Origin of the sequence: Klebsiella sp. HN106, from assembly GCF_051209435.1 — a bacterium.
Classification (GTDB): Bacteria; Pseudomonadota; Gammaproteobacteria; order Enterobacterales; family Enterobacteriaceae; genus Klebsiella; species Klebsiella oxytoca.
Map to the genome: position 1 here is coordinate 38,449 of NZ_JBLURD010000019.1, position 26,751 is coordinate 65,199.

The 26,751-nt window shown below is 55.0% G+C and carries 24 protein-coding genes; 6 read left to right on the forward strand and 18 right to left on the reverse strand.

Annotated elements, in window-relative coordinates; all coding sequences use genetic code 11:
• The first annotated feature begins 24 nt into the window (after positions 1-24).
• From gpt to crl, 3 genes are all read left to right on the forward strand, one after another.
• Entirely contained in the window at positions 25-483 is a 459-nt protein-coding gene (gene gpt / locus ACSIPU_RS27075; RefSeq protein ID WP_004099178.1) for a xanthine phosphoribosyltransferase, read from the forward strand.
• Between the two features lie 106 nt (positions 484-589).
• The gene (gene frsA, locus ACSIPU_RS27080; protein WP_004099186.1) at positions 590-1,834 is read left to right on the forward strand and encodes an esterase FrsA; all 1,245 of its coding nucleotides are present in this window, start codon (positions 590-592) and stop codon (positions 1,832-1,834) included.
• A gap of 57 nt (positions 1,835-1,891) precedes the next feature.
• Positions 1,892-2,290, forward strand: a complete 399-nt coding sequence (crl, locus tag ACSIPU_RS27085; protein WP_004099188.1) for a sigma factor-binding protein Crl — start codon at positions 1,892-1,894, stop codon at positions 2,288-2,290.
• Between the two features lie 82 nt (positions 2,291-2,372).
• Here crl and ACSIPU_RS27090 read toward each other — a convergent pair whose 3' ends face one another.
• From ACSIPU_RS27090 to gabD, 13 genes are all read right to left on the reverse strand, one after another.
• On the reverse strand, positions 2,373-2,879 hold the full coding sequence (locus tag ACSIPU_RS27090; protein ID WP_004099190.1) for a serine acetyltransferase: 507 nt from the start codon (positions 2,877-2,879) through the stop codon (positions 2,373-2,375).
• Positions 2,880-2,881: 2 nt separating this feature from the next.
• Positions 2,882-4,300, reverse strand: a complete 1,419-nt coding sequence (locus ACSIPU_RS27095) for a DUF4832 domain-containing protein (protein ID WP_004099192.1) — start codon at positions 4,298-4,300, stop codon at positions 2,882-2,884.
• A 2-nt stretch (positions 4,301-4,302) separates the two neighbouring features.
• On the reverse strand, positions 4,303-4,713 hold the full coding sequence (locus ACSIPU_RS27100) for a hypothetical protein (protein ID WP_004110797.1): 411 nt from the start codon (positions 4,711-4,713) through the stop codon (positions 4,303-4,305).
• Positions 4,710-5,825 carry a glycosyltransferase family 4 protein gene (locus ACSIPU_RS27105; protein ID WP_004099196.1) on the reverse strand — a complete coding sequence of 372 codons (1,116 nt, stop codon included), beginning with the start codon at positions 5,823-5,825 and terminating at the stop codon, positions 4,710-4,712. Before ACSIPU_RS27105 ends, ACSIPU_RS27100 begins: the two co-directional genes overlap by 4 nt.
• Positions 5,822-7,036 (reverse strand): glycosyltransferase family 4 protein, encoded by a 1,215-nt coding sequence (locus ACSIPU_RS27110; protein ID WP_016809607.1) that lies wholly within the window; start codon positions 7,034-7,036, stop codon positions 5,822-5,824. The genes ACSIPU_RS27105 and ACSIPU_RS27110 overlap by 4 nt, the downstream gene beginning before the upstream one ends.
• Complete coding sequence (locus tag ACSIPU_RS27115) at positions 7,017-8,042, reverse strand: glycosyltransferase family 2 protein (protein WP_004099199.1); 1,026 nt, start codon at positions 8,040-8,042, stop codon at positions 7,017-7,019. Before ACSIPU_RS27115 ends, ACSIPU_RS27110 begins: the two co-directional genes overlap by 20 nt.
• Positions 8,035-9,417, reverse strand: a complete 1,383-nt coding sequence (locus ACSIPU_RS27120) for a hypothetical protein (RefSeq protein WP_004099201.1) — start codon at positions 9,415-9,417, stop codon at positions 8,035-8,037. The genes ACSIPU_RS27115 and ACSIPU_RS27120 overlap by 8 nt, the downstream gene beginning before the upstream one ends.
• The gene (locus ACSIPU_RS27125; RefSeq protein ID WP_004099203.1) at positions 9,408-10,625 is read right to left on the reverse strand and encodes a lipopolysaccharide biosynthesis protein; all 1,218 of its coding nucleotides are present in this window, start codon (positions 10,623-10,625) and stop codon (positions 9,408-9,410) included. Before ACSIPU_RS27125 ends, ACSIPU_RS27120 begins: the two co-directional genes overlap by 10 nt.
• Positions 10,626-10,630: 5 nt before the next feature.
• Positions 10,631-12,718, reverse strand: coding sequence for a GumC family protein (locus ACSIPU_RS27130; protein ID WP_004099205.1), 2,088 nt, complete (start codon positions 12,716-12,718; stop codon positions 10,631-10,633).
• A gap of 1 nt (position 12,719) precedes the next feature.
• Positions 12,720-13,274: a polysaccharide biosynthesis/export family protein gene (locus tag ACSIPU_RS27135; protein WP_004099214.1), complete on the reverse strand. Its 555-nt coding sequence runs from the start codon at positions 13,272-13,274 to the stop codon at positions 12,720-12,722.
• Complete coding sequence (locus tag ACSIPU_RS27140; RefSeq protein WP_004099216.1) at positions 13,271-14,557, reverse strand: outer membrane beta-barrel protein; 1,287 nt, start codon at positions 14,555-14,557, stop codon at positions 13,271-13,273. The genes ACSIPU_RS27135 and ACSIPU_RS27140 overlap by 4 nt, the downstream gene beginning before the upstream one ends.
• Positions 14,547-15,950 (reverse strand): undecaprenyl-phosphate glucose phosphotransferase, encoded by a 1,404-nt coding sequence (locus ACSIPU_RS27145; protein ID WP_004099218.1) that lies wholly within the window; start codon positions 15,948-15,950, stop codon positions 14,547-14,549. The genes ACSIPU_RS27140 and ACSIPU_RS27145 overlap by 11 nt, the downstream gene beginning before the upstream one ends.
• Before the next feature lie 338 nt (positions 15,951-16,288).
• Positions 16,289-17,737 (reverse strand): NADP-dependent succinate-semialdehyde dehydrogenase, encoded by a 1,449-nt coding sequence (gene gabD / locus ACSIPU_RS27150; protein WP_024273761.1) that lies wholly within the window; start codon positions 17,735-17,737, stop codon positions 16,289-16,291.
• Between the two features lie 225 nt (positions 17,738-17,962).
• Here gabD and ACSIPU_RS27155 point away from each other — a divergent pair, with 225 nt between their 5' ends.
• A complete protein-coding gene (locus ACSIPU_RS27155; RefSeq protein ID WP_004099220.1) occupies positions 17,963-18,214 on the forward strand; it encodes a zinc ribbon domain-containing protein in 252 nt (83 codons plus the stop codon).
• Between the two features lie 40 nt (positions 18,215-18,254).
• Here ACSIPU_RS27155 and foxA read toward each other — a convergent pair whose 3' ends face one another.
• The 5 genes from foxA to uxuA form a co-directional block, all read right to left on the reverse strand.
• Entirely contained in the window at positions 18,255-20,363 is a 2,109-nt protein-coding gene (foxA, locus tag ACSIPU_RS27160) for a ferrioxamine B receptor FoxA (protein WP_016809599.1), read from the reverse strand.
• Positions 20,364-20,484: 121 nt separating this feature from the next.
• Complete coding sequence (locus ACSIPU_RS27165) at positions 20,485-21,474, reverse strand: helix-turn-helix transcriptional regulator (RefSeq protein ID WP_016809598.1); 990 nt, start codon at positions 21,472-21,474, stop codon at positions 20,485-20,487.
• Between the two features lie 161 nt (positions 21,475-21,635).
• Positions 21,636-22,412 carry a Uxu operon transcriptional regulator gene (uxuR, locus tag ACSIPU_RS27170; RefSeq protein WP_004099223.1) on the reverse strand — a complete coding sequence of 259 codons (777 nt, stop codon included), beginning with the start codon at positions 22,410-22,412 and terminating at the stop codon, positions 21,636-21,638.
• 135 nt (positions 22,413-22,547) lie between these two features.
• The gene (locus ACSIPU_RS27175) at positions 22,548-24,023 is read right to left on the reverse strand and encodes a fructuronate reductase (RefSeq protein WP_064370453.1); all 1,476 of its coding nucleotides are present in this window, start codon (positions 24,021-24,023) and stop codon (positions 22,548-22,550) included.
• 74 nt (positions 24,024-24,097) lie between these two features.
• The gene (uxuA, locus tag ACSIPU_RS27180) at positions 24,098-25,282 is read right to left on the reverse strand and encodes a mannonate dehydratase (RefSeq protein WP_004099225.1); all 1,185 of its coding nucleotides are present in this window, start codon (positions 25,280-25,282) and stop codon (positions 24,098-24,100) included.
• A gap of 581 nt (positions 25,283-25,863) precedes the next feature.
• Here uxuA and ACSIPU_RS27185 point away from each other — a divergent pair.
• Entirely contained in the window at positions 25,864-26,121 is a 258-nt protein-coding gene (locus tag ACSIPU_RS27185; protein ID WP_004110819.1) for a YjhX family toxin, read from the forward strand.
• A 10-nt stretch (positions 26,122-26,131) separates the two neighbouring features.
• Positions 26,132-26,683 carry a GNAT family N-acetyltransferase gene (locus tag ACSIPU_RS27190; protein WP_023320373.1) on the forward strand — a complete coding sequence of 184 codons (552 nt, stop codon included), beginning with the start codon at positions 26,132-26,134 and terminating at the stop codon, positions 26,681-26,683.
• The last annotated feature ends 68 nt before the right edge of the window (positions 26,684-26,751 follow it).

Below are 26,751 nucleotides of genomic sequence, written 5' to 3' on the forward strand. Positions count from 1 at the left end.
ATTACACAGGCTGGGACACTTCACATGAGCGAAAAATACGTCGTCACCTGGGACATGTTGCAGATTCACGCCCGCAAGCTGGCAACCCGCCTGCTGCCGGTTGAACAGTGGAAAGGCATTATTGCCGTTAGCCGCGGCGGTCTGGTACCGGGAGCACTACTGGCGCGTGAACTGGGTATTCGTCATGTTGACACCGTTTGCATCTCAAGCTACGACCACGATAACCAGCGTGAGCTGACGGTTCTGAAACGTGCAGAAGGCGACGGCGAAGGCTTCATCGTTATCGATGACCTGGTCGATACCGGCGGTACCGCCGTTGCTATCCGCGAAATGTATCCTAAAGCGCATTTTGTCACTATTTTCGCAAAACCGGCCGGCCGTCCGCTGGTTGACGATTATGTTATTGATATTCCGCAGGATACCTGGATTGAACAGCCGTGGGATATGGGCGTGGTGTTCGTACCGCCTATCGCAGGCCGTTAATTTCCCGCATAAATGCTAATTACCACGCCCGGTTTTGCCGGGCGTGGTTTTTTTTACCCTTGCGCAGGTTACAATAGCTTCAGTGGCAACATGATGGAGGCTGCACATGTCCCAGGCTAACCTTAGCGAAACGCTGTTTAAACCCCGATTCAAACATCCGGAAACCTCTACGCTGGTGCGCCGGTTCAATACCGGAGCGCAGCAACCGATCCAGTCCGCGCTCAGCGGCAATAACGTTGATCACTGGTATCGATTGATTAATCGCCTGATGTGGATCTGGCGTGGCGTGACGCCGCAGGAAATCCTCGACGTGCAGGCGCGCATCGTCATGAGCGATGCGGAGCGAACCGATCCGGAGCTTTACGATACGGTTGTCGGCTATCGCGGTGGCAACTGGATCTTTGAATGGGCGAAACAGGCGATGGACTGGCAGCAAAAGGCCGGCCAGGAAGAGGATCTGCTCATCAGCGGCCGCCACTGGCTGCATGCGGCAAACCTGTACAGCATTGCCGCCTATCCGCACATTAAAGGCGATGAGCTGGCGGAACAGGCGCAGGTGCTGGCATACCGGGCTTACGAAGAGGCGGCTCAGCGGCTGCCCGGCAAGCTGCGCGAGCTGGAGTTTTCCATCCCTGGCGCGGCGCCGATCACCGGGTTCCTGCATATGCCGCCAGGCGAGGGGCCGTTCCCGACGGTGCTGATGTGCGGCGGCCTTGACGCGCTCCAGACCGATTATTACAACCTGTATGAGAACTATTTTGCGCCATTGGGCATCGCTATGCTGACCGTGGATATGCCTTCAATTGGTTTCTCGTCAAAATGCAAGCTGACCCAGGATACCAGTATGCTGCACCAGTATGTGCTGCAGCATCTGGCCAATGTGCCATGGGTCGATCATACCCGCGTGGCCGCCTTTGGTTTCCGTTTTGGCGCCAACATTGCCGTACGGCTGGGCTATCTGGAATCTCAGCGCCTGAAGGCGGTTGCCTGCCTGGGCCCGGTGGTGCACGGCCTGCTGGTGGATCCGCTGCATCAGGGACGGGTGCCGGAAATGTATCTTGACGTTCTGGCTTCGCGTCTGGGAATGCACGATGCTTCCGACGAAGCGCTGCGCGTGGAGCTTAACCGCTACTCCCTGAAGGTTCAGGGACTGCTGGGGCGCCGCTGCCCTACGCCAATGCTTTCGGGCTTCTGGAAAGACGATCCGTTCAGCCCGGAAGAGGAGTCGCGATTGATCACTTCATCCTCATCCGACGGCAAGCTGCTGGAGATCCCGTTCAATCCGGTTTATCGCAATTTCGATCACGCCCTGCGGCAGATCGCCCGCTGGATTAGCCATAGATTTAGTTAATATATTGCTAAATTCTATCGATTTGGTAACGTCATGGCATCACCAAAGGAGATTGCAATGACGTTACCGAGTGGACACCTAAAGAGTAAGCTGATTAAGAAATTCACGGCGCTAGGCCCTTACATCCGTGAGGAGCAATGTGAAGACAACCGCTTCTTTTTCGATTGCCTGGCAGTTTGCGTCAACGTAAAACCGGCGCCTGAAAAACGCGAGTTCTGGGGATGGTGGATGGAGATGGAAGCGCAGGCATCGCGCTTCACCTATAGCTACCAGTTTGGATTATTCGATAAAGAAGGCGACTGGCGTCCGGTCGCGATTGACGATCCTGAAGTCACCGAAAAGCTCGAAAAGACGCTGCGCGATTTTCACCAACGAGCCGAAGCGCTATTGGCAACGTTTAACCTTAAGCTGGAACCTGCTGATGATTTTAGCGAGCCGGTTAAGCTGAGAGCCTAAGAGTCAACCTTCTGTTGCCATCCGGCTAGCAATAAAACCCGCGTTTCTACCAGCGTGGGTTTTGTCCCCAGGCAAACCCACACTAATTGCCGTTTAATACCCGATAGGGTTGACCGACGGCAATCATGCCTGCGGCCAGATCTTTGGTCACTACCGTGCCTGCCCCGACTTTGACGTTATCGCCTAGCGTGACCGCGCCGATCACCACGGCGTGGGCGCCAAATTCTACGTTATCGCCGATTCGCGGGCTGTTGCCTTCCTGACCCTGGCTATCGGTCACGCTGCCAATAGTGACCCCCTGGCGCAGAGTACAATTTTGGCCGATGATCGTTCCCCGATTAATAACGATGCAGTGCGGATGAAACAGCTTCAGCCCATATCCAATGCGCGCTCGCCACGGCAGCTCAATGCAAAATAAACACTCGTTAATCACGATATTGAGAATAACGAAGGGAATTGCGCAGATCTTCCACAGCGGGTTACGACTGCGGTAGAGCGTTGCCAGACGATAGAGCAGAAGCGCGATTTTCGCTTTAATGCCGCCGCAGGATTTGATTTCCCGGCCGACCAGCCTGATAGCCTCAAACATGGTTATTCCTTAAGGTTAAACGAAGCCAGTGAATACCATCCGTCACCGGTTTGACCTTCGTTAGCAAGTTGTATACGCGGTAGATTTTGATGGTTGGTCAGCGCCGCTTCCAGGCGGTACTGGCCGTCAGGCAGGCCCGCAGGCAGCGGCAGCGTGACGTTGCTTTGATGGTCGCCGGGCAGCCACTGGCGAACATCGTCCGACGTACGGACTTGCGTCATCGTCGTACCCGCATCATTCACTATTCGCCACTGTACAAGCCACGGGAGATAGGCTGGAGCGACGCCGTCGTTACGCCAGGTAACATTCAGCGTAAGCGGAGTGCCGCTACGCACGGGCGTATCAAATTCCAGCCGGCTCACCCGGTAGCGATAGCCGATACGCAATAATGCGTTATCAACGATATCGCGATAGGCGGCCGGTACCGGACGCGATTTCAGATTCAGGGTACTGGCGTGCTGCGCTAATGCCCAGTCAAAGCTGGCCTGAACCTCCTCGCGGGTATAGTGCTGAACGCTTTCCCACTCCGCCATATAACCGCAAATTTCAAGACTAACGGGAGCGTGCTGCCAGCCAGTGTTAAAACCGGCCCACGCCTTCTGCGCTGCGGCCAGGCGTTGAGGATAGTCATCGCGCATATGGCTCCACTCCGGGGAAAAGTTATGCCAGTCTCCCCAGCAGTCCGCGCGCCATCCGGCGCCCTTTTGGCTGGCCCAGGCCAGCGAGTCGCCGCCGCTGATTAACATAATTTTGGGCGTTTTCGGGAAACTGCTGAAGTGCATATCAATGTAGCGATTGAGCTGTTGCGGAGTGTACTTTTCCATCAACGGCGCGACGTCAGGGAAATTGGAGTTATGCCATTCGCCCCAGGAACCCACCATGCCGATATCGACAAACGCCAGTTCAGGATTGCCGTCATAACGCGCGCCGAGGGCGTTAAGCAGCTTTTGCGCATAGGCGATAAAAGTCGGATCGCTGAGATCCGGGACAAAGGTTTTGCCATTTTCGACCCATTGTCCCTGAATGCCTTTGGCGATAAGCCAGGCGGGGATTTTCGAGCCTGATTGTGGCTCATCGAGCGCCATGAAACGTAATCCGACGTTCATTGCCGGCTGATGTTGGGCGGCGACGCTGAAGGCATGATCGATCGGCGCAAAATTATAGACGCCTTCTTCAGGCTCCAGATCGCTCCAGTAAAAGCGATCGTATTCAAATCCGGTGTCCGGATACTCTTTCAGAGAGGGCTTCTGACCATAACCATCGTGGAAACTGGCCACGCCGATCCCAGGATTCGTTAACAGACCGGTGAAGGCCGGCGGGGTGACAACCGTACGTTCAGCCAGTACCGCTGCAGAGGGTATGACTCCGGCCAGCAGTAGCGCCAAAAGCAGCGCGGCGCGGCGCAGTGAAAAAGAGCTCATCGTTAATTCACTTTATCGTGGAGGTTTACAAACCACGTCCAGATACCCACGTGGAAGTTCTTAAACACATCGATACCCAGCGCAGATTTAAGCATATAGAGCGCCAGCAGCACGGCAAGAATGGCAAACAGTACGGCAAACGTAATCGCCAGGGTGGAAAATATACGCCCGAGCAGCGTGCTTTCTCGCGGAATTTTGCGCAGATCGCGACCGCATAAAAAGACTACAAAATAGCGACGATGCAGAAACGGAAAGCTATGGCGAAAGTCGATACGATGGCGCGACGCCAGGCTCGATCTCACCAGCGCCTGTTCGATACCGCGTTTCTGCTCCGGCGTTAATGAGGCTTCTGTTTCCGGGTCAAGCGCGGAATAAAAGCGCTCGATGACCAGGTCGGATGTTGATTTTGTCACGGTTGACTCTTATTCGTTAATCGCTGATAGACCTGAGCCGTTTTCGCTGCAATGTCCGGCCAGCGGTATTTGGGCATTAACTGGCTGTAATCCACGGTCTCCTCGCCGCTCCAGGACTGCAACTTTTGCGCCAGCGCGGCGACATCACCTGCCGGGAAATAGTCCCCGGCAGGCAGGCCAATCTCCAGGTTAGCGGGGATATCGCTGACGATAACCGGCAGTGACCAGGACATGGCCTCCAGCAGGGCAATAGGCAGCCCTTCATGGTAAGACGGTAGAACAAAAAGCCCGGCCTGTGAGAACAGGGTATGCAACGGATCGCCGCTAATAAAACCGGTCATGATCACCCCCGGGGTAGCGGCCGCCTGTTTCTTCAGCCGCTCGCTATACTCATCCGGATGATCGGCATCGCCAATCAGCACCAGCGGCTGCGAGCAGTTGGCGGCTTTGTGGGCGGCAATCAGATCGTGCAGCCCTTTTTCTTCAACAAAGCGGGCGACGGCGACAACGTATTGCCCGGCTTTGAGAGAGTACTGATCCAACGTGGCCTGCCGGGCCTCTTCGGCGGGAAGCTGCGGCTGGCGCACGCCGTTATAGATCACGTTCGCGTTATAACGGCCATGTTTGGTCTGAATCAACGTATTAATCACTTCCGAGATAACAATGACCTCGTTGGCATATTTCACCGCCCATTTTTCACCGAGGCGCAGCATCTCCTTCGCCATTTTCCCCCATTTCTGCCGGTCATAGTCCGGGCCGTGGTGGGTAAAAACGACGCGTTTGCCGAGCAGGCGCAGCAGCGGGACCACCAGGCCAGGCCCGACCGCGTGAACGTGCACGACATTTGAACCGTCGAACAGGGTACTGAAGGCGGCCAGCGTAGAGTGAATAATGGCTTCGAACTTGCGGCTTTTGGGCGCCCACAGGCTTTTCAGCTGTACGCCTTTATATTCGCTACGGCGGTAGTCGACGTACGGCGAGCGGGCAATGACGCAGATATCAGCATGATTCTGTTGATAGATTTCGGGATACAAATTCTGGCAATGGGTCTCCACGCCGCCCTGGACGTTCGGTATACCGCGGGTGCCGAGCACCGTCACTTTAAGCTTCATTTCGCTTCCCCCACAAGCTGCTGATAGAGTTCCTGCAGAACCTGCATATGTCGGGCGAGATCGTATTTATCCTCTAACCGCTGGCGTGCGTTAATGCCCATTTCACGCGCCTGCTGAGGATTGGCGGCCAGGCTATCCATGATGCGCGCCAGCGCGTCGGCATCTCCTGGTTCCACCAGATAGCCATCAATGCCATCGCGAATTTGCTCCGGAATACCGCCGATATTGCCGCCGACGACGGGGCGGCCGAACGCCATCGCCTCCAGCACCGACATCGAGCAGTTTTCATAATATTCGGAAGGGACGATCACCGCTCGCGCGCCGCGAATCAGCGCGTTGAGCGCTTCTCCATGGCGCATATAGCCGAGAAATTCCGGACCGCTAAAGCGGGCGCGCAGGTCGCTGCCGAGAGGGCCATCGCCGACGATTTTCAGCGGCATGGACTGCTGCATTTTTTGCTGCGCCAGCGCCAGGGTAGCCACGCCTTTCTCACGGCTCAAGCGGCCGATATAGAGGAAATAATCCCCCGCAGTATCGCCCGGGACCGTGGTGCTGGCATCAATACCGTTGACGATCACATCGATCCGCGACCTGGGTAATTTACGCAGCAGCGTCTGACGCATAAATTCGCTGGGAGCGATAATGCAATCGAGCATGGCGTAATTTTGCGCGAACTTTTGCCAGTAGGCCTCAAGCGAGAGCAGCAGGCTTTTAAAGGTGTCTCCCTGCTGGCAGCGATGGCGAAAGGCATTGCTCACCGAACCGGTAAGACAGTCATCGCAGACGTGGCCATCGCGCAGCATGGTGTAAGATGGACAAACGATTTTATAATCGTGCGCCGTCAGTACCGTTTTGCAGCCAAAGCGTTTAGCGACGCCAATCAATGCGGGCGTCAGCTGATGATAGATATTGTGAAAGTGCACAATATCCGGGCGCTGTTCCAGCAGCAGCGTATTGAGTTTATTGCAGGCCTCGGCGTTGTAGATAAAATCGATACCCGCTTTGAGCTTACCCGTCAGGCCATGGCTTTGATGATAATCCACGTTATGTACGAAGAAATTCTCCCAGGGCGAAGGCTTATTTTCCGCATGCTGCATGCTAAAGTCGACAACCTGATAGCCGGCTTGCAGCATGGCGTCTCGTTCCTGAAAAAAAACGGTTTCCGCTCCGCCCTTAATAAAGAAGAATTTATTAACGAATAATATTTTCATGTTCTGTCTGGATATGTTTTGGGTTAGAGACGGTCACGGCGGGCTGTTTCAGCGGATCGCGAACGGGGTTAATGACGCCTCGCACCATGCCTGCGGAAAATAACGATAAGTTGATCACGCTCTGGACGCCGTCGCGCAGCGATTTATTTTTAATCGCCTTCAGCGCGATAAACGCCAGCAGCGGAAGCAGGGCGATGATAATCACCCCGGGATTGAACGTCAGCAGGCAAATAATCAATATCAGGATATACAGCGTGAATATCAGTTCGTTGCGAACAATCTTAAGCGCGGCGGGGAAATGCTTTTTTCCCCAGCAGTTGCGTAATAGTTCACCCGGCGCCCATAAAAAGCCGTTCTTCCAGCGATAGGCCAGCATTTTGAAGGTCGGCATGGTATAGGATGCATGGCTAAAATAGGGTGCGGCAAGACGATGGAGCTTATAGCCCGCGGCCTGCAAACGGATCCCCAGTTCAGCTTCTTCATAACCGTGAAGGTTCAGATTAGTCAGATAGCCTATTTTCTCGATTGCTGAACGGCGATAGAGCCCGCCGCCGCCAAGATGATCGGTATCGCCCTGCGGATAGATAAGATGCAGACGCTGCTTGCGCGATTTAAACTCATAGTTAGCGGCGTCATCCATCTCGACGCTGCCCGCCACGCCCGCATACTCGGGATGCGTTTCGAGAAAAGCCACAGCGGTGTCGAGAAAACCCGGCTCCAGCTCCATATCGCCATCCAGCAGCAGCAGGTAATCCCCTTCGCTGAACAACCAGCCCAGCTGATGACCCACGCCGCAGCAGCGATCTTTCGCGTTATCGAGGCAGACCACCATCGCGTCTTTGGCGACGGCCAGCTCCCGGGTATTGTCGGTGGACAGGCTATCGGCGACGATAATTTGATGCGGATAAGGCTGCAATTGCTTGCGGACGCTGTCGATCGTTTTTTCAATACCCTGCGCTTCGTTGAGGGTTTTAATGCTGACGGTAATTGATGGCGTTTTATTCATATTGGGTACCGGAATTCAGACGGACAGAACGATGAATGACAATAAGCGCCCCGAGGGCCAGCCATAATAAAAACTGTAGCATGGGAATGATCATCAGGATCTGGCTGTAGGGAAGACTGAGCAAACAGCCAATGGCAAAGACGTAAAATGCAGGCGCGGAGCTGAGCAGCTGTAAATCTTCACGTTTAAGATCGTAGCGGGAAAAGGTCTCTTTCGGCCGCATACCGACGAGAATAGAAGCAATCATGGCGATAAATAAGATCACGCCGATAATACCGACTTCCCACAACAGCATGCTCAGCGCGGTGGAATCGAGAATAAGGTGATACCAGGCGCCAATATAGCCGGGGGAGACGGTACTGCCGCTGTTGGTGGCGTTCAGACCGTAACCAAACAGCATTCCGCCGGGGCCAAAAAGTTCGTTATGCTGGAGCCAGAAGAAAATAGTGGTAAATCGGCCGAGCTCGCCGCTTTCCATAATGTAGTTGGTATCAAAGATATAGCCGAGGGAATCGATAAATACCGAGAGCGCGCTTTTTGTCGGATCTCCGCCGAAGGCCGACGAGTAGTTGGACGCCAGAATAGTGATAGCGGCAAAAATTAATACCACCATGCCGGCGGCGATAATCATCAATGAGCGCAGGGTGACTTTACTGATACCGCTAACGTAAGCGGGCATGATCCACAGCAGTGCCAGTAAGAACGGCGACAGCAGAATCACGAATTTTACCTCGCCGACCACGCAGAGGAAAAAGGCCAGCACGATATGCGTCGCCATCGACTTGAACGAGCAGATACCGTGCTTAAATTCGGACACCTTCAGCAGCATAATCAGCAGGCAGAACATCCCCATTGCTGCGGTATTGCCGCCGCCCATCGGGTCGCCACCAAACGTGCCGACCACCGAATCCCACTTTTCATCCTCACCGCGTAGCGCCACGCGTTTTGGCACCACTACCAGCACCTGATAGATAGCCAGCGGGAACTGGACGTAGAATAGCCAGTAAAAAAGCTGTGTCAGGCGATGCAGCTGCGACTCGCGAAACATGCCGAGCAGCATGCAAAACATCACCAGCGACAGAGCCAGTTCGTTTTTAAAGCCGACGATAGCGGTGACGATGCCGGATTGTAAAACCGTGGCGCAGAGGCTGAGGATGATAAAAGTCAGGTACAGCGCCAGCACCACCTTCTCGCGCGCGCTAAGCGCCAGCGGCTGCGCCCGGCTTTGCATCATCAGCAGAATCACCATCACCAGCACCATGAAAAAAGGAAGCCACAGTACGGCTGCCACGCCGGTGAAATACTGAATCGTGCCGCAGAAGACGATGGTCGTCAGCGCGAATGCTTCCAGATAGCGGCCGGTATTTAGCTGCATATTTTCTGCTCCTGCCGGGAGAGCTGTAGCGCCCGTTTGTTCATTTTCAGCAGGATGAACAGATAGCGAATGCTGGTCAGAAGAGAGAACGTCAGCAGGGCTATCTCATAGCTCTGGCCCAACTTAGGCAGAACGACAAAAGCGACGGCGATGATTAGCAACTGCTCTATCTGAATACGTAAAAAATAGCGTTTAGAACCAAAGATAAGCTCAATAACGGTCAGCGGACTGACGGCCAGCGCGGCGAACAGATAGGGCAACATATAGCGTGAGGTCGGAATGGAATTGAGCCACTCCTGGCTAAAGCCGAGGCGCATAACCAGCGGATAGAAAATCCAGATCCCAAGGATACAGATCAGCGCCGCGGCCATCAGCAGCAGGCGAATCTTTTTGTACTCCGGATAGTTAAAGGTGCGGTTGCGAAAATCCATCGACCATTTTGAAAAGATGGAGTTGCGCACCGCGTTACCGACAATCATCACCGGAGATAAACAGAAGCGGCTTACCACCGAGAAATAGCCCGCGACCAGCGGTGAAAACCAGACATTTATCAACATCGTCGGCAGGTTATTACTGGCCATCGCCAGCACTTCCGCGCTGCCGACGCGACTGAGATGCTGCCAGTGCTGACGCGCAAAAAGAGCGTTCGCGCGCGGAGAAAAATGCGCTGGCGTCAGGGTACTGAAGCGGAACAAGCGCAGCAGACAGAGGCTGAGCAGCAGCAAAATACCGGCCATCCAGGCGATATAGAACAGCGTGGTATTCGGCATCGCCAGCAGGGCTATCGCTACGACCAGCGACACGGCGATGCGCTGAAAGGTCAGAAACTGATAGTTGCCGCCGCGCAGCGAGAGGTTCTCGGCAATCAAAACCAGCGCATAGCCGAAGGTGAGCAGATAGAGAAACGCAATATTGAGATGGAAAATCAGCCCGGTGATGACCGCCCAGGGCAGCGCCAGAATCAGGCTTTGTAGCAGGCAAAACACTACGTTCTGCCCCAGCTCATGCTCCTCCTGGCGCGGGATAAGCAGCTGCGACGCAAAGGTGCAAACCTGAGCGCCAATCAGCACGTTGCTGTAGATCATCGCATAGTGTCCGACTTCCGCCATGCCGTAGCGATGGGAAATCAGCCACACGGAAAATGCGCCGATCGCCTGCGAAAGAACCGAGGAGCTGGCGATTGAAGAAATACTCTTAATTAAATTCATAATCGCTACTTCGGTGAAATCAGTTCGCCCATGCCGCGCTCGGGCAGGCGTTTGCCTTCCTGAGTCTCCAGATTCTCTTCTTGAACCCGGTTAAGCATGGTGGCGACTGGCGTAGGCGCGGCGGTTTGCAGACGATTCTGCGCGTCGCGAATGCGCGACGCCTGCTCGCCAGCGTTGATCGCCAGCAGGGTAATATCGACGTGCGGCGCCAGCAGCAGGGCGTCCTGCGCCAGCCCGAGCGAAGGCGCATTAATAATCAGATAATCGTAGGTCTGCCGCAGCGTCGTCAGCAGCGCCGGGAGCCGCTCAGAGGTGAACAGCAGCAGCGCGGAGTCGCTCAGCTCGCCTCGCGGCATAAAATCAAGCGTGTCGGCCAGGGGGACCACCGCCTGAGGCGCGGCGCTGCGGCCATCAAGACGCTCGCTAAAGCCCGTTTTATGCTGCGGATAGCGCGCGGAGAGCCCATCGCTTGCCAGGTAGTCCACATCAATGAGCAGCGTTTTACCTGACTTAGCGGCGGACCACGCCAGCATTTCGGCAATCAGGCTGCTGCCGGCATCGGCCTGCGCCGAGGTCACCAGTATCATCCCGCCATGATTATTCTGACCGAGCAGCGCCAGGCGCAGGCTGTGGATCATGTCGGCATACAGCAGGTTCTGGAACGTCAGCTTCGCGCTGTTCGCCTGAGGCAATTGCGGGAATTCACCGCTGGCATCAAGGCCCGTTTTAGCTTTAAGTTCGCTGATGCTGTTGACCGTTTTATCCAGCGCGGTGCTGACAATCAGGTACATAATGTACAGCGCCAGCGCCATCAGGGTCGCCATCACGATAAGCAGACCGCGCTGCGGTTTAGACGGTTGATTTGGCGGCACGGCGGCATCGTAGATCACTTCATCAGGAACCGAAAAGCTCTCGGAGAGCTTCTGCTCGTTCGCCCGCTGATACAGCGATTTATACAGCTCTTCGGTTTTGTTCAGCGCGGTCATCATGGTGTTGTATTTATCGCGCTTAGCGCCCAGTGCCTGGAAGTCGGCTTTCTGATCGTTGAGCATCTGCTGATAGTGCTGCTCATCGTCCAGCGCAATCTGATACTGCTGACGTAACCCATTGAGCAGTTCACCCAGCACCTGGCCTATTTGTCCGTTAACGACCTGCAGCTGGGCCTGAGCCTGGAGGTATTTCGGATGCTTAGGGCCATAGTGTTTTGCCGCTTCCGATAAGTTACGTCGCGTCTGGATCAGCGCGATCCGCAGATCCTGAATCTGCGGATGACCGGAAATTTCCGGCAGTGAGATGATCGCTTCCGGCGCTTTTCCCTGCTGGCGGCGCACTTTGTCCCATACCGTTTGCGCTTTCAAACGGCGCTGGGTCGCGTCAGCCAGATGGTTAATCACGATCCCCAGGCGCTCGGTTTCGTAGCCATCCATGCTGCGAAAAGTCAGCAGACCGTTCTGTTTGAGAAAATCATCGATATCGGCTTTCTGGCGATCGAGTTTATTGCGCAGATCGTCCATCATTTTTTCGTTCCAGCCCTGAGCCTGAAGTAAGATTTTCTGCTTCTGCGCCAGGCTGTAATCGATAAAGGCCTGCGCCACGCCGTTGGCAATATCGGCGGCTTTTTGCGGCGATTTCGCCTCCATCGAAACGGATACCAGCTGCGTGGTGCGCACGCCGGAGATGGTCAGGTTTTTTTGCAGGGCGCGCACGGCATTATTGACGCGCGCGGCCTCATCAAGCTTATCCCCGCCGTTAAATTCCGGGTCCTGATCCAGCTTTAGCGCTTTCACTGCGGCTTCCAGTACCACGCGGGAGCCCATCAGCGCGTATTTGGTTTCATAGTAATCGCTGCGGGTGGAATCGTAGTTTTCCAGCCGCGGCAGGGGGGTTACATCCTGCGACTGCGCTTTAAACAGCACCGTTGCGGTTGCGGTATAGCTGGATGACATAAAGCGCGTCAGGATCCACGACGCCGCCGCAGCCACCACGACCACCACCAGGCACCAAATCAGCTTGTGCTTGATTTTGTTGAAATAAGGCGTGAAGTCGATAAAGCCTTCTTTCTTCTTTCCATTTTCAACTAATGAAATAGCCATATCAGAAGAAACTCATGCCAATGATGATGGTATCTCCGGCCTGTACGGCGGAGTCGGCGGCGACGTTTTCCAGCAGTTTACCGCTGCGAAACTGGCGAATGCGGATGTCATGGCGATCGGCGCGGTCGGTGAACCCTCCGGCCAGCGCAATGGCTTTTTCCGCCGTTAAGCCGGGCTCCCAGGCGTAGCCGTCCGGTTTTTTGACTTCGCCTAACAGATAAATTTTACGGTATTCGGCAATGCTCACGGTGACCATTGGCGCCTGCAGATAGCTTCCGCGCAGCTTATCGGCAATTTCATTGCCGACCTGTTCGGGCGTTTTTCCTTTCAGCATCAGGGAGCCTATATAAGGATAATCAACGCTGCCGCTATTATCGATTTTTACGCGCATAGTGAGATCCTGCTCGCCGGAAACCGCGATATTGATCTCATCCCCTTGGTCCAGATGATAAACGGCATCCGGCGGCGTTCGGATCGTCTGCGCTGGCGCCGAACAGCCCGCCAGCCATAGCGCCAGAAGAGAAATCACCGCCCGTTTTCCATAGCTAAGGATCATATTTGTACCTGCGTCATAAAAATAATGGCCGAGTCGTTGTAGCCCAGCGTGCGCTCGACCTCATGGTCATAGTCTGGCCCAATATAAAAGGCATCTTTTTCTTTATTCGAATGCATCGTGTTCCATTGCAGCTTCAGCTGAAAATTAACGGATGGTCGATAGTCGTAGTTGAAGGTCAGCGATACGAGGTTTGATCGATCTTTGCGTCCGTTGGTCTGGTGCTTGTAATCCTCTGTAATATAAGAGTAATCAACCAGGGTGGAGAATCTGTCGACCAGCCAGTGGTGCTCGTAGCCCAGGCCAAAATTGGATACCAGAATATAGCCGCCGGAGTCGGTAGGATCTTTTATCCGTTGTGAACTGTGTAAGTTGAGTTTTATCTGTTCAAGCGGTTTCCAGTCGGCATTAATATCCCAGTTCAGGCCGTTGAACCCCTGTGAGTCGGGGTTATGGATAAAATCTTTATACAGCCATGCGACGTTGCCGTTGATCTCGGTCTTGCCGGAAAGGCGGTTTTTCATACCCATCAGCAGATAGTATTCATTACTGTCTTTTAACGGGTTGAGCTCATAGCGACGCTGGTTGGTAATAAAACTGTAGCGGTAGCGCAGCGTTTTGGCTTTTTGATCAAAAAGCTCGGCGACCAGGCTGTTTTCATGCCACTCCTGATCGTGCATGTAGTAATGGAAGTCGGCGCTGGCGTCCTCAATGCTGTCAAGATTGCGAAAGCGCAGCTGTTTATGCATCAGCGCAACTTCAGCTTTGCCGCGCCCTTCCGGCGCCCCGTAGCTATAGCGTAGTTCACTGTTAAAGAAGCGCGTGGCGATGGGTTTATTAATGCCAAACTCTTTGAACTGCTCGGGCAGAAACCCCTCAGTGGTATCGCGGCCGCGCTCTTCATGGCCGAACGTTTCATCAAGATCCAACGACAGGCCATGCATACTGCCGAAGCGCCACTTACCGTTAAACATAAAAAAATGGTTATCACGGTTATCAGCGCTATCGCTGGCGTAGCGGCGGTAATCGCCCGAGTACATCAGTAAATAGCGGTCTTCATAGCGCTCGCCGATCGCTTTAAAAATCGGCTTAATACCCTGCCAGGAGGAAGCGATTTCGTTGCCGCCGTAGCGTTGCCAGGTCACGTTGTCATTGTAACCGACGTCATAACCCACCTGGCTCTCGAAATCGATGCCAGCCACGCCGGTATGTGGTTTTGCCTGCAGGTCCGCCCATGCGCAAGGTATCGCCAGCAGACCTGCGAGGAAAGTGAGTTCAGAACGCATTTTTGCCCACAAATCCGCGGAAAAACGTTAAAAATACAATTTTGATATCCAGCAGCAGCGACCACGACTGAATATATTCCAGATCGTACTGAATGCGTTTTTCCATTTTATCAATCGTGTCAGTTTCGCCGCGAAAGCCGTGAATTTGCGCCAGCCCGGTAATGCCGGGCTTCACTTTATGGCGAATCATGTAGTTTTCCACCAGCACGCGATATTGCTCATTGTGCGCGACCGCGTGCGGGCGGGGACCCACTATCGACATGGTTCCCTGCAGCACGTTAAAAAACTGCGGCAGTTCATCAAGCGATGTTTTGCGTAGAAAGGCGCCGAAGCGGGTAATACGCGGATCGTTACGCGTGGCCTGGGTGACGACCGCGCTGTTTTCCATCACGCGCATGGTTCTGAACTTCCATACCGCGATCTGCTTACCGTTCAGACCATAACGACTTTGTTTAAACAGCACCGGGCCTGGCGACGTCAGCTTGATGCCGATGGCCACCGCGAGCATCACCGGCAGGCTGACGAGGGTGAACAAGGTGCCGAGAACAATATCTTCGATACGCTTGAGCACCGCGCCTTCACCTTCAAACGGCGACGTAAAAATGCTGATGGTCTGGATATTGCCAAACATCCGCAGCTGCGAAATATGTGAGCTATAGGAAAACAGGTCCGGTACCAGAAACACATCTACGGTGGTATCGGAAAATTCGTTTAAGAACTGGCGAATGCGCTGCTGGGCGACCATCGGCAGGGCGATATAGACTTCATCTATCTCGCCTGCTTTTGCCAGCGCCAGCAGGTCGCGCGAGTTGCCTTTTTTCTCAATGCTGAGCAGGCGGCTGTCGCGCTGTACGGCGCGGTCCTCAAAGAAGGTAATTTCAATACCGTTATGGGTATACTCCTTAAACAGCGCCTGCTCAATGGCCAACCCGGCTGGCGTAATACCTAAAATAGCCACCTTGAGTCTGGATTTGAAAAAATAGCGGCTGGAGATAATACGAATAAGAAACATACTAATGAATATGGCCAGCGAGCATAGTGCAATCACTTCAGCCAGCAGCAGCGCGTTCGTACTGGCATGATTGTTCATTAATAGTTCAGCAATCACAAACAATAAAAACGTCAGCAGCCCGCTAATACAGACGCTAAAAAAAAGCTTCGTTAATTTTTTAAAATACTGACCTTTAAACTGGCCTGAATATAACTGAAAGTGCTCGTTGGCCCGGATAAAAATCAGGGAATATATTATTCCGAGGAACAGAGAGGCCGTAGATGGTTCGACGAGAAAGTATTTTAAATAAGCAAAAATGAACAGGTTAACGGCAAAAAAATCCAGTAGCTTCATTAGCTTACTGTAGCGGGCGTTATAAATTTTAATTGTGCTATCCGTCATCTTTTTGCTCGTTTTATAGTCAATAAAATGATGTCATATCCCGCTGAAAAGCAAAATTTATCTCTATGAATCTATTAAGAAATTAAGCTTCAGACCGGCGTTGATTATTGTAGCCTACGATTAATCCTATGTCGAACCTGCCCGGAATGGATGATTGATAACTTTTTCTTATAGCCAACGCCCTTTTTCGCATTGTTATTAAGCATAATGAATGGCGCTGAGACGGGCAGGATATCGGGATGTCCTCATGAACCCAGCCGCGAAACGTATTTCCAGCTATTACCGAGGGAAATGACCGCTAAATAAGCTGCGCCAGCAGAAGCTGGCGCGAGGGTTGATTAAATCCCAATACACATGTATTTGATTTCTAAGTAATCCTCTATGCCATACTTCGAACCTTCGCGACCGAGGCCGGAGGATTTCACGCCGCCGAAGGGAGCCACCTCGGTGGAGATAAGGCCGGTATTAATACCGATAATGCCGTATTCCAGCGCTTCGCCAACGCGAAAGACGCGGCCCAGATCGCGGGCGTAGAAATAAGCCGCCAGGCCGAACTCGGTATCGTTGGCCTGAGCGATAACATCTGCCTCATCTTTAAAGCGGAAGAGCGGGGCGAGGGGCCCAAAGGTCTCTTCTTTCGCTACTTTCGCATCGCTGGGGACGTCCACCAGAATTGTGGGCTGAAAGAAGTTTCCGCCCAGCTCATGGGATTTCCCGCCGGTAGCCACCCGCGCGCCTTTGTCCAGCGCATCGGCAATATGTTCCTGCACTTTGGCGATCGCTTTCTCGTCAATCAGCGGCCCGATGGTGACGTTCGGCTGCAGGCCATCGCCGATTTGCAGCTTACTGACCGCCTGCTGAAGCTTTTCGGCGAAGCGATCGTAGACGCCATTCTGAATGTACAGGCGGTTGGCGCAGACGCAGGTCTGTCCGGCGTTGCGGAACTTGGAGGCCAACGCGCCTTCGACAGCTTTATCCAGATCGGCGTCATCAAAAACGATAAACGGCGCGTTGCCGCCCAACTCCAGCGAGACCTTCTTGATATCTTTCGCGCACTGTTCCATCAGCTGGCGACCTATTTCCGTCGAGCCGGTAAAGGAGAGTTTGCGCACCAGCGGGTTACCGGTGAGCTCGTTACCCACTTCGCTGGCCGAACCGGTCACCACGTTAAATACGCCTTCGGGGATCCCGGCGCGATTAGCGAGCTCCGCCAGCGCCAGCGCGGAGAACGGCGTCTGGCTGGCGGGCTTGAGCACCATCGTGCAGCCTGCGGCCAGAGCCGGGCCCGCCTTACGGGTGATCATTGCCGAGGGGAAATTCCACGGAGTGATAGCGGCGGTTACGCCAATCGGTTGTTTAATCACCAGCAGCCGTTTGTCGGCCTGATGACCGGGAATGGTGTCGCCGTAAATGCGTTTACCCTCTTCGGCAAACCACTCGATAAAGGAGGCGGCGTAGCCGATCTCGCCTTTTGCTTCGGCCAGCGGTTTCCCCTGCTCCAGCGTCATCAGGCGCGCTAAATCGTCCTGATGCTCCATCATCAAATCAAACCAGCGGCGCAGGATAGTGGCGCGCTCCCTGGCGGTAAGGGCGCGCCACGCGGGCAGCGCGCGAGCGGCGGCATCGATCGCCTCGCGAGTTTCCTCGGCACCCATTTTGGGCACGCTGCCCAGCTGCTGACCGTTGGCGGGGTTAGTAACCCCGAGGGTTTCTCCGCTGCTGGCGTCGCGCCAGCGTCCGTCAATAAATGCCTGCTGGCGAAAAAGGGTAGGGTCGTTAAGTTGCATGATTGCGTCCTGTCTTGATTTGTTTTAAACCGTGGATGCGCCTGAATCAGCTGCGTCAAACACCTGTCCCTGTTTAGTGTAGACGAACGCGTTCAGAGAACCGGGAGCAGTGCTGGGTGATACAACAATAACCCTCAATAATTTACGGATATTTGAACTGGCAGAACGTTATTGTGCAAACAATGCTGTATTTTTTATGCTCAATTTGCGAGAAAGGAGCGCCCTATGTCACAGCAAGAACGGTTTTGTCAGGCCTGCGGAATGCCGATGTCCGCCGAGGAGGCGAAAAGCGCAAGCGACGATTACTGCGCCTGGTGCTGCGATAGCGAGGGGAAGCTTAAGTCCTGGGAGGATGCCGTTTCCGGCCTGGCTGAGTTCCTCGATTCCTGGCAGAAAGTTGGGCCTGCGGAATCGCGCAAGCGAGCGATGCGCTATTTAACGGCCATGCCCGCGTGGGCTCATAAAGCGGAAGATTAACCTGCAGCCCGGAGCAAAAACTCCGGGCTTTTTAGCACGATCAGAACTTCCAGGAGACGCTGCCGACGATACTGCGCTCTGCGCCAAAGTAGCAGTAAGAGAGCGAGTTACAGGCGGCAACGTAGCTCTTATCGGTCAGATTATTGACGTTCAGCTGCGCGCTAAGGCCTTTAATCCCGACCTGCGACAGGTCATAGCCAATCGTCATATCCACCAGCGTATAGGATGGAAGGGTATGCGTATTCAAGCGGTCGCTGGTAATACCGTTGACGTAACGCACGCCGGAACCCAGCGTCAGACCATCCAGCGGGCCGCTTTTCACATCATAGCTCAGCCAGGCGCTGGCCTGATTGCGCGGCGCGTAAACGGCGCGCTTGCCTTGCTCTTCCGGGCTGCTTTTCTTATAGCGGATGTCGGTGTAGGTATAGGCCGCCTGCAGACGGAGGCTGTCGGTTAGCTGACTGATGGCCTCCAGCTCCACCCCTTTCGACTCAATTTCGCCAATCGAGCGGTACGGATCGGTCGGCTCTTCTTTGGTGGCGATATTGGTCTGATTGATGCGGAATACCGAGGCGCTGAACTGGCTGTTCATTCCTTCTGGCTCATACTTCAGCCCGGCTTCCCACTGCTTGCCTTTCATAGGATCGAGCACGTTGCCGTTTTCGTCGGCGAAGCTGGTGGGCGTAAAGGCGGTAGAGTAGCTGATGTACGGGGCAAACCCGTTGTCGAACAGATACAGCAGGGCGGCACGGGTGCTGAAATTGTTCTTATCCAGATCGCTGCGCGTTTGATTCAGCTTATCGATATTCGACACGCTGACCTGATCGTAGCGCCCGCCCAGGGTGAAGCGCCAGCGGTCCCAGGACATCTGGTCCTGAAGATAGTAGCCGGTCTGGCGCAGCTTGTGTTTTTCACGGCTGTACATGGTGATGTAATCCGGCTTCGCGCCGTAGACCGGATTAAACGCGTCGATGGCCGGGAATGCGCCATAGTAGCCGGTGGTGTTGTTGCTGCGATCCTGATAGTCAATGCCTATCAGCAGGCGATGGTTCACGGCCCAGGTATCGACGCTGCCGTCGAGTTGGTTATCGAGAGTGATGGCGTTCATCTTTTCGTCCGAGCCGGAGTAACCGCGGTTCAGTTCGGTTTCGTTCAGCCAGCCCGCGGCATAGACCTGATTCAGCTCGACTTTGGTATGCAGGTAGCGCAGCTTCTGCCGCACCGACCAGCCGTTATCAAACATATGCTCGAAATTGTAGCCGACCATATTTTCACGGCGGTCGTACTTGTCGTAATCATCTTCACCTTCGAAGAAGGTGTTAGCAATTTTCTTGCCGTAGTGCGGTACCACGGTACCTTCATAGGGGAGACCCGAGTGGCTGCCGCCCTCCGGATCGCGATGCAGATAGGCCATTAAATCAAGGCGCGTCTGGTCGGTGATGCGCCAGGTCAGGCTGGGCATAATCGCGTAGCGCTGCTCTTTCAAGGTATCAAACTGGGAGTCCGCATAGCGGGTCATGCCGCTTAATCGCGCCGCCACCCGATCGTTATCGTCCAGCGCGCCGGTGACGTCAAACGCCGCCCCGCGCTGGTTGTTATTACCGGCAAACAGCTTGATTTCCCCTCCGGGATCGAAAGAGGGCTTACGCGAGGTGAGGGCGACGATGCCGCCGGGCGAAGAGCGACCATACAGCACCGAGGCCGGGCCGCGCACCACTTCGATATTCTCCAGGAACCACGGATCGACCACCAGTGAGCTATGGGAGTTGGTATCGCCCATCATTTTCAGGCCGTCAAGATAGACGTTATCCAGGCTGCCATCGGAGAAGCCGCGCAGGACGATATAGTCAAAGCGGTTGGAAGCGCCAATCTGGTTGCTATAAACACCGGGGGTGTAGCTCACGGCCTGACGGACGCTGATCGCTCCCTGCTCTTCAAACTGCTCGCGCGTGATGATGGATACCGATTGCGGGGTCTCAATATCCGGCGTGGCAATTTTGGTCGCGCCGCTTTGCATCTGCGAAGTGACGACGATGGTTTCGTTTTTTGTTGTTTCCTGGGCCAGCAGCGGGAAAGCGACGCCGCCGGTCACCCATCCTACCAGTAGCGCCAGGCGAGTTTTCGCAAACATGAACATCTCCAAAGGCATTTCTAATTGTTAATAAGAATTATTACCTTTTTGAGGCGTTCTATAGCTATGCGCAATGCCAGGATGCGTATGCGCGCTGCCAAAGCGGCGAAACAGACTTCGCGAAAAGGTGAAAAATAGATTAGCCCGTCTTTTGCACGTCGCAGGGGGAGATACCGTAGCGTCGACGAAAGGCGGTAGAGAAATTGGTGGCGTGCTGATAGCCCGACATCCAGGCCGCCTGCTGCACGCTGTACCCCTCCAGCAGATAGCCTCTGGCCCGCGCCAGTCGGCAATCGCGCAGGTAATCAAAAACCGAACAGCCGTAGGCCTGGCGAAACTTACTGCGCAAGCTGCTGGAGCTCATCGCGGCCCGCTGGGCCAGCTCGTTCAGGGTGTAGTCGTTTTCCGGCGCCTGCTCCAGCAGGCGGCGAACTCTCTCCAGGCGCAGCTGCTCGCCGCCCGCCGGGAGGATCTGCTTCGCGCTTTCATCCTGGCACACGCTCAGGCCATGGCCGAACAGCTGCAGGATCAGCCCCTCCAGCATCAGTTGCCGGGAAACGCGGCCCGGCGCGCTCTGCTGGGCATATTGCAGGCCGCTCAGCAGAAAACCCGGTATCTGCCAGATGAGCGTTGGCGTCTGGCATCTTTCCCATTCGCGCATTAATGAAGCAAGCAGTCCGTCGCGCCAGGCGCCGTCCGGGTAGAGTCCAAGGGAGAGCGTGCGGAGCCTGCTGTTGGCATCGTGACGGGCGCACATGGCCTGATGTTCGCTAAGGCGTGAGGTGAACGCCATCCCGGAACGCACAAGGTGCTGCTCGCCGTTGAGAGTCAGGGAAACGCTGCCTTCCAGCACCACCAGCATATAGAGAGGGCTGCTATGGCGGGAGGTGGTTTCATAGGGCTGCAATACGTGAACATCTGAGTGGGTGATGCACATCCCGCAGGGCAGCGTCATCTCTTCCACTTCACCTTGCAGCACCGGGCTGGCGTGCGAGGGCTCCGGCGTTTGCAGCAGCGGAAAGCGATAGTCGATACCATAGCGTTCACCAAACGCCATAAACTCGCTGACGGAGAAGGTTCTTCTCAGCGCCCGGCGGGCCGGCTCGTTCTGCCCAGGAGTATTGTTCATGCGGTTTTCTGCACTGGAGATGAGGCTTCATCGGATGAGGTAACCTTACCATTGTGCGGGCAGGGCGACAATAAAGATGAGAATGATTATCAGTGTTTGCATTGCATGCTGCGGTTACTGCAGAACGGCGCGCGGATAGCCGCTATCCGCGCGCGGGAGAGTCAGGCGTCGGCGTTATCCAACGGCCAGGAGTCAAACAGGTAGCCGTCGAAGTAAATATCATCGACGTTGGAGAACTCCAGCAGACGGCGTTTAACATTTTCCAGATGCTGCCACATGGCGAGTTTTGCCGCCCGGGCGTCTTTTTTGATTAAGGCGGCAAGGATCCGTTTATGATCCACCAGCCACTCCTCACGGTAGTGAGTGTCGCCGAGATGGCGGTGCAGCTGGATCCACATGGGATTATTTTCCCGCCACTGCCATGACTGGCGGAACAGTTCTACCAGCATACTGTTGTGCGTCGCTTCGGCGATGGCCAGATGAAACTGCATATCGCCGCTTTCGGAACCGCCCGGCGCGCTGCTGGCCAGCTCGCGCTCTTCCAGCTGTAAGGCCTGGCGCATTTTGATGATATCTTCCCGGGTTGCCTGCAGGGCGGCAAATTCGGCGATATTGCTTTCCAGCAGTTGGCGGGCCTGCAGCAGCTCAAAAGGACCGGCATCATTACAATGCTTCATGTCCGCGCTCTCCACCGCGCCTTCCGCCGCGACGTTATCCAGCACATAGATCCCGGCGCCGCGGCGCACTTCGACCAGCCCTTTAATTTCCAGCATGATCAGCGCTTCGCGAACCACGGTACGGGTTACATCCAGCATCTCGGCGATCTCGCGCTCAGGCGGCAGGCGATCGCCAGGGTTATAGGGCGTCTTGACGATGAGATCGCGAATTAACGCGCCGACTTCCTGATAAGGTCTGTGCTGAGAAGTTTGTGATTTCATGGTGTTAAGTTGTGATATGCAGTAGCCCGGTGGTTGACTATAGCATTTGGCCGGCGGGTTGGCATCACTCTCGGCCCGGAGAGGGAAAACGGGTCAACCAAATTATTGTTCAGTTGACCCGTGAAAGAAGGGAGATTACAGACTGGCGCTAACCACCGCCACGCACTCGCGGGCGCCGCGCTCGCACAGCTGTTGATACGCCAGGGTAACCGCGTTGACGAAGTCGCCATTGTCCGGCAGATCGTGGGCAAAGATCCCGCTGATGGCCAGCAGCGCGGCGACGCGCTCCGCGCCCTGATAACGCTGATTAATCTGCTGGATCTCCGTTAGCAGCGGGTCGACAACATCAATGGGTTGTCCCTGCTCATCGCTTCCCTGGGTATAGCGCATCCAGCCCGCCACGCCGAGCGCCAGATGGCGCCAGCTGCTGCCGTTTTGCAGATGCAGACGAATTGGGTCAAGCAGGCGCTGCGGCAGCTTCTGGCTACCGTCCATGGCGATCTGCCAGGTGCGGTGACGCAGGGAAGGGTTGCTGAAACGGGCAATCAGCAGCGTGGCGTAGGCCTGAAGATCGGTGCCTTCCGGCATCGAGAGCGTCGGCGCCTGCTCCTGCATCATCAGGGCAAAAGCCGCTTTGCGGTATGCCGGGTTAGTCATGGTGTCGGCGATGGTTTCATAGCCGCCGAGATAGCCGAGATAGGCCAGGAAAGAGTGGCTGCCGTTGAGCATGCGTAGCTTCATCATTTCAAACGGCACGACGTCTTCAACAAACTGCGCGCCGACTTTGTCCCACTCCGGGCGGCCGTTGACGAAGCTATCTTCAATCACCCATTGACGGAACGGTTCACAGGCGATGGCGCACGGATCGTAGACCCCAAGCTGGTCGGCAATCTCCTGTAGGGTTTCAGGCGTTGCCGCGGGCACAATGCGGTCAACCATGGTGCACGGGAAGGTCGCGTGAGCTTCAATCCACGCCGCCAGCGCTGGGTCACGGGCCTGCGCCAGGCCAAGTACCGCCACTTTCGCCACGTGGCCATTCTCGCGAACGTTATCGCAGGACATCACCGTAAAGGCGTTTAGCCCCTCTTCGCGGCGCAGGCGCAGCGCTTCGACGATGTAGCCTATAGCGGATTTCGGCGTCGCCGGATGGGCGAGGTCGTGTTGAATCAGCGGGTTATTCAGATCGAGCTGACCGCTGGCCGCATCGGTGCAGTAGCCTTTTTCCGTTACCGTCAGCGAAACGATCGCCGTTTGCGGTCGCGTCATGGCGCGCAGAATGCCGTCACAGCCGTCGATTTCCGGATGCAGCGCCTCTTTCATCGAACCGATAATTTTCAGCGCGGTGCTGTCAGCGCCTTTTTCCGCCACGGTATAAAGCAGCTGCTGATTTTTCAGATTCTCAATCAGGAGGCGGTCGTTGCCCGGCATCAGGTTGACTTCGCAGATGCCCCAGTCGCTATCGCTGGTTTCCAGCAGATGATGGGTATAAAGCGCCTGATGCGCGCGGTGAAATGCGCCGCAGCCCAGATGAACGATGCGGGATTCGAGACGAGAACGATCCCATGCAGGGCGCGTAACCGGCAGGTTGCTGTCGGCAATGGTTGCAGTCATAGCAAACTCCAGAGTGGGCCGCAACAGGCGGCCGAAGAGGAAAAGGCGGAGCCTGCTGCTCCGCCGGTCAGGAATTAGCGGCTAAAAAAAGCGCGCTGGATCGCCAGCTCCACGCCGCGGACTTCGGCCAGCCCTTTCAGGCGACCAATTGCGGAATAGCCGGGGTTGGTTTTCTTTTTCAGATCGTCGAGCATCTGGTGGCCGTGGTCAGGACGCATCGGGATAAGATCCTCTTTGCCTTCCGCTTTACGGCGGTGCTCTTCTTCGACAATGGCCTTCACCACTTCATACATGTCCACGTCGCCGTGCAGGTGCGCCGCTTCGTGGAACGTTTTCGGGTTCTCTTCACGTAGCGTAGAGCGCAGGTGGGTGAAGTAAATACGCGGACCGAACTGCTTAATCATATCAACCAGGTCGTTGTCGGCGCGTACCCCGTAGGAGCCGGTGCACATGGTAAAGCCGTTCGCCATGCTGTTCACGGTATCGACCATCCACTGCATATCTTCAATCGTTGAGACGATGCGCGGCAGGCCGAGGATCGGACGCGGCGGATCGTCCGGGTGGACCGCCATACGCACGCCAACCTCTTCGGCAACGGGAATAATCGCTTTCAGGAAGACGGCGAAGTTCTCGCGCAGTGCGGCTTTATCGATATCTTTGTAGGTTGCCAGATGCTGGCGGAACTGGTCGAGAGTATATCCTTCTTCCGCGCCCGGCAGACCGGCGATGATGTTACGGGTCAGGCGCGCTTTATCCTCTTCGCTCATGGTGGCGAAGCGCTGATTCGCCTGGGCGACCTCTTCGGCGGTGTAGTCCGCTTCCGCACCCGGACGCTTAAGGATATGCAGCTCAAAGGCGGCAAATTCAATTTGATCGAAACGCAGGGCTTTGGAGCCGTCCGGCAGGACGTATTCCAGGTCGGTACGGGTCCAGTCGAGGACCGGCATAAAGTTGTAGCACACGGTACGAATGCCGCACTGGGCCAGATTGCGTAGGCTCTGCTGATAGTTAGCGATCCACTGCGCGTAGTTGCCGGTATGGGTTTTGATCTCTTCGTGAATCGGTACGCTTTCAACTACCGACCACACCAGCCCGGCTTCTTCCACGATGGCCTTACGCTTGAGGATCTCGTCAACCGTCCATACTTCGCCGTTCGGGATATGGTGCAGGGCGGTGACCACTCCGGTCGCGCCCGCCTGACGGACGTCAGCTAAAGTGACCGGATCGTTAGGGCCATACCAGCGCCATGTCTGTTCCATGCTTAACCTCTTTCACGTTTTGACCTGTTCCAGGCCGCTGCTTTGATGGGAGTGTCGGTTCCGGTCAACCATCGTAACGGAGAGAAACCAGACGATATGGCGTATAAGTTCCTCCAATTGGTCAAACATGTCAACCATAACAGCGAAATTGGTAAACCAAAATGTGATGGAGATTCGCTAATGGCCTGAGTGCTAACCCATCGATATTTTAGACTCGTTGCGTCGCTCGGAGAGATTCTGCTGAAGCTCAGGAGGGCATGAGGCCCCGCGAAGCGGGTCTTTATAAATGGTTAACCAATGGCGTCAACATATCGACCAGATGCGTCAGAAATCCGCTGGGCTTGCAACAGATCACACTTTTTAATTAATACGATTTCCTTATAAAAACTACGTGTTATCATTTCGCTGGTAAATATCTTTTCAACTCTCACCGAGGCTTTGATGCTGGAGAATGTCATCATTAGATAATCAGCTTCCCGACCTTATCAGGCCGGACTGGTTATCGCTGCGCTTAAACTTTACGCGAACACCCGTGGGTGTTGGCTCGTTTTTACGCATGATGATTAACAGGTTTCTTCAGTATGAATCTATCCCGTCAGGAACAACGTACCTTACACGTTCTCGCTAAAGGTGGCCGGATCGCGCATATTCGCGATGCATCAGGCCGCGTAACCTCTGTTGAATGCTACAGCCGCGAAGGGCTCCTGCTCAGTGACTGCACGCTCGCCGTTTTCAAAAAACTCAAAACCAAAAAACTCATTAAGTCCGTCAATGGGCAACCCTACCGTATCAATACCACCGGGCTGAACAACGTTCGCGCTCAGCTGGACAACCGCTAAGGAGCAACTGATGACAAACCATAACTTCACCTTTCACATCACCTCAGAGCGTGATGCTGATGATATTCGCGAAGTTGAAACCCGGGCCTTCGGCTTTAGCAAAGAGGCCGATCTGGTTGCCGCTTTGCTCAACGATGAAAGTGCTCACCCGAGCTTATCTCTGCTGGCCAAACATAATGGAAAAGCCGTTGGGCATATTTTGTTCACCCTGGCGACGTTCAAAGGGGAGTCTGACTCTCCGATGATGCATATCCTTGCCCCCCTGGCGGTGGTGCCGGAATACCAGGGCGTGGGCGTAGGCGGATTGCTTATCCAGCGCGGTATTGAGCATCTGAAAGCCGCAGGAAGCGAGGCGGTATTTGTTCTGGGACATGCCGCTTATTACCCGCGGCATGGCTTTGAACCCTGTGCCGGAGATAAAGGCTATCCGGCGCCTTATCCCATTCCCGAGGAGCATAAAGCCTGCTGGATGCTGCAGCGGCTTTCGTCCCGGCCGCTGGGGAGAACCGGTCAGATACAGTGCGCCCGGGCGTTAATGAAACCCGAGCACTGGCGCGAGTAATCAATAAGGAAATGATGATGACGATTAGTACGATTATCAGGGATTCCGCAAACGCAGTTTTGCCGGAG